A 3,466-nucleotide genomic window follows, 5' to 3' on the forward strand; every position below is an offset into this window, starting at 1 on the left:
CGCTCGTGTGTCATGACGAAAGACTTCAGTCTTTCTTGCTGTACTCAAGATGAGGGAAGGCCCCTCGGTCTCGGTGACCAGACACCGGGATCAAACCGCCCTGTGCGGCTTGCATTAAGAGTGCGGGTCGTGAGCGACATGGGAAAAGGCCGTCAAGAGCGGTCAGGTACGTACCCAAGGAGATGAACGAAAGTGAACCGCCGATGAGGGGTCGAAATGTAGACAGATGTTGTCAGAACCGGGGACCGAGCGTCTCCCCGGGATGAGCTGTGACGTGAGCTGGCACAACGGACACAGCGGCAGCCGGTCTTGAGGCGGCATGACCTGGGTACAGGCTTGAGTATGGAACATGAGAACCTGTCGTCCTGATGTTAAGGGAGAAGCACAAGTGGAGATCCCGCGAGGCGAGAGTACCGATGCAGGACACAGGGACGGATTGGCCCGTAGTAGTGTGGAAACACCTGTAATGGGTGTGGAGCGAAGGGGGCAAGTTATCCCGTCGGATCCAGATGGCCAACCGAATTCCGGGAGGAGCCGTCAGGGTCAGGCAAAACCATTTACCATCCCGAAGGCCTTGGTCTATCAGGCCTACAAGCGGGTTCGAGCCAACAAAGGTAGCGCCGGGGTAGATCATCAGAGTCTGGAAGACTTTGATGGTGACCTCAGCAATAACCTTTACAAGCTTTGGAACCGTTTGTCCTCAGGAAGCTATCATCCACCACCGGTTTTGCGCGTGGAGATCGAAAAGGCGGATGGGGCAACCCGTCGTCTCGGCATCCCAACGGTTGCCGACCGCATTGCGCAGATGGTGGTCAAGCTGCTGATTGAACCGGAACTGGAACAACACTTCCACCCGGACTCTTACGGCTACCGCCCGGGAAAGTCAGCGCACGATGCGCTGAAACAGACTCAGGCCCGGTGCTGGAAGAAAGCCTGGGTGCTGGATATGGACATTCAAGGCTTCTTCGACAACATCGACCACAACCTGTTAATGAAGGCCGTGGATCGTCATGTGACCGAGGACTGGCAGAAGCTGTACATCCGGCGCTGGCTAAGCGCGCCGGTTCAGTTGGCGGATGGTTCCGTGGAGGAACGCGATCGGGGCACGCCGCAAGGCGGTGTGATCAGTCCCTTACTGGCAAACCTGTTCCTGCACTACGTCTTTGATCGCTGGGTGGAGAAGCGCTGGGGTGGCATCCAGTTCGAACGCTATGCGGACGATATCGTATGCCATTGTTCCAGTGAACGGGAAGCTCAAGCACTGAAATCGGTCCTTGAGGCACGATTCACAGCGTGTGGCTTGACGCTCCATCCCCGCAAGACAAAGATTGTGTATTGTAAGAGCGAGTACAACCGGCGGGACTACCCGGAGATCGCGTTTGATTTTCTGGGTCACACCTTCCGACCGCGGCTGATCCGCAACCGGTTGGGACAAAAGAAAGTCTACTTCACGGCGGCCATCAGCCAGAGTGCAGCGAAAGAGATCCGCAAGCAGATCAACGAGTGGCCCTGGAAATGGTGGCGACAGAAAGAACTCGGGCAGTTCGCTCGATTCTGTCAGTCCCGCCTCCGAGGCTGGATGCAGTACTATAGCCTGTTTGGCCGCAGCTACATTCGGAATGTGCTGTTTCATTTCGATCTGAGGTTGAGCCGGTGGGCATTAGGGAAGTATCGGAAACTCAGAGGTCTGTTACAGGCTGCCCGGAGAGTGAATGGACTGCGTCGGCGACGGCCGGATCTATTTGCTCACTGGGCAGGATCAAGGGCAATGGTTGGATAACAAGAGCCGTATGAATCGAGAGGTTCACGTACGGTTCTGTGAGAGGCTTTGGGGGTGGTTCCCAGGGCCTACTCGACCGCAGGCGCCGCTTAACATTCAGCGTTATGGGAATCCAAGGAAGGAGCAATATGCAAGTGCGGAGCTGTGATGCAGCAGATATCGAGCAAGCTGCCCTAATTTTTTGTCAGGCTTATGCTGAGGCGCCATATCATGAATCATGGGAACTGGCCGACGCATCCGCATACTTGCGGCGGTTTTGGGAAATCGACCCAGAAGGTTGCTTTGTCTGGGAACATAACGGCGAGGTCGCTGGGGCAATTTTTTCGTTTTCCTACCCATGGCATTCAGGCAAGCTCACCTGTATTCAGGAGTTATTTGTAGCTGAGCCAAACAGGAAAAAAGGCGTGGCTCGGGCATTGGTTCAAAGCGTAAATGGTGGTTCGGGCGGCGGTGCTTGGCTGGTCGCTCACAAGGCTTCCGGCGCAGCTGAATTCTACGAGCGCCTGGGATTTAGCAAAGACGGGCCTTACGAATTTTACTATGGCGCCATCACCCCATAACAAGGCGGTCAACCGGACGCCAAAAGCGTGGCGCTTTTGGTTCCCTCCGCTGCGCTCCGGCGCCGGTTACCTTCAGCGTTAATGGCCTAGGCTGTCTTCATTTTTGGCGGGCTCAGTGCAAAGGCCTTGGCACCTGGTTTGGCTGCAAAGCCGCTTATGGTGATGATGGCCAAGGCCGGAAAAGTTGCTATCGGGGTTGGTTGCCAAAGCCTCCAGCAGCATGGTTATTCATGGCGTGCCCTAGTCGCGGGGCCGTCCAGTTCAAACAGTAATTGGGTTGGTGCGGTTTGCGTTCTGGTTCCTTTCGCCATCCGTTGGGTTGGTGCAAGCTGTTCGGGAGAGGGCATGCAGCGCTGGGTGCCAAGGGAGACCTTGGTGGTGACCGGCCACTAACCAGGCGGTCAACCGGACGCCAAAAGCTTACAGCTTTTGGTTCCCTCCGCTGCGCTCCGGCGCCGGTTACCTCAGCGTTAGCACCAAAAAGTTTAGCTATGGCAAAAGTTAAGAAACAGCTCACTCCGGCCCAAAAGAGTGCAAAGAAAGCCGCGCAAGCAGAGCGGCAAAGGAAGTACCAGTGGGTCTTTATGAACGGTAAGCAAGCCAGAATAAAGCGGCCACCAACCATGGATGGCATGCCTGTAGACCAGTTCATTGAGGAGAATGCTGATCTGGTATGGCTCCACCAGAACGAGCTATGGGAGCTGATGCCGATTGAAGACGATCTTTTTGGTTCTGAGCCGTCTACGGAATCAAGTCAAACAGAAGATGAGAACGGAATAACATTTTGACTTGGGTCACAGGTATTTAGTTGAGCAGTGCTAACCAGTCGCTCAAGTACGTTCCCGGCCTGACGGCCGTCCACCGGATGCCCTTGTCAGGGCACCGCTTAGCTTCGCGTTAATGGCCCAGGCCGTCTTCATTTTTGGCGGATTCAGTGCAAGGGCCTTGGCATCGGACTTGGCTGCAAAGCCGCCTGTGTTGGTGATGGCCAAGGCCGGAAAGGTTGCTGTCGGGGTTGGTTGCCAACATTACCGGCCGTCTTGTTATTCATGGCGTGCTCCAGTTGCGGGGCCGTCCAGTTCAGATGGTAATCGGATTGGCGTTGTTTGCGCTCTGGTTCCTTTCG

The 3,466-nt window shown here is 55.6% G+C and carries 4 protein-coding genes; 3 read left to right on the forward strand and 1 reads right to left on the reverse strand.

Translation table 11 applies throughout. The features are described 5' to 3' along the window. The first annotated feature begins 451 nt into the window (after positions 1–451). The 3 genes from ltrA (at position 452) to C7H09_RS09320 (ending at position 3,128) form a co-directional block, all read left to right on the forward strand. The gene (gene ltrA / locus C7H09_RS09310) at positions 452–1,780 is read left to right on the forward strand and encodes a group II intron reverse transcriptase/maturase (protein WP_240616512.1); all 1,329 of its coding nucleotides are present in this window, start codon (positions 452–454) and stop codon (positions 1,778–1,780) included. A gap of 128 nt (positions 1,781–1,908) precedes the next feature. Then, positions 1,909–2,340 (forward strand): GNAT family N-acetyltransferase, encoded by a 432-nt coding sequence (locus C7H09_RS09315; RefSeq protein WP_165794810.1) that lies wholly within the window; start codon positions 1,909–1,911, stop codon positions 2,338–2,340. A gap of 491 nt (positions 2,341–2,831) precedes the next feature. After that, positions 2,832–3,128, forward strand: coding sequence for a hypothetical protein (locus C7H09_RS09320; RefSeq protein ID WP_106762278.1), 297 nt, complete (start codon positions 2,832–2,834; stop codon positions 3,126–3,128). A gap of 143 nt (positions 3,129–3,271) precedes the next feature. Here the strand turns inward: C7H09_RS09320 and C7H09_RS19970 are convergent. Next, positions 3,272–3,466: hypothetical protein (locus C7H09_RS19970; protein WP_206074299.1), on the reverse strand; the 195-nt coding region annotated here is incomplete at its 5' end.

It is taken from the genome of Marinobacter fuscus (genome assembly GCF_003007675.1).
GTDB classification, from domain to species: domain Bacteria; phylum Pseudomonadota; class Gammaproteobacteria; order Pseudomonadales; family Oleiphilaceae; genus Marinobacter; species Marinobacter fuscus.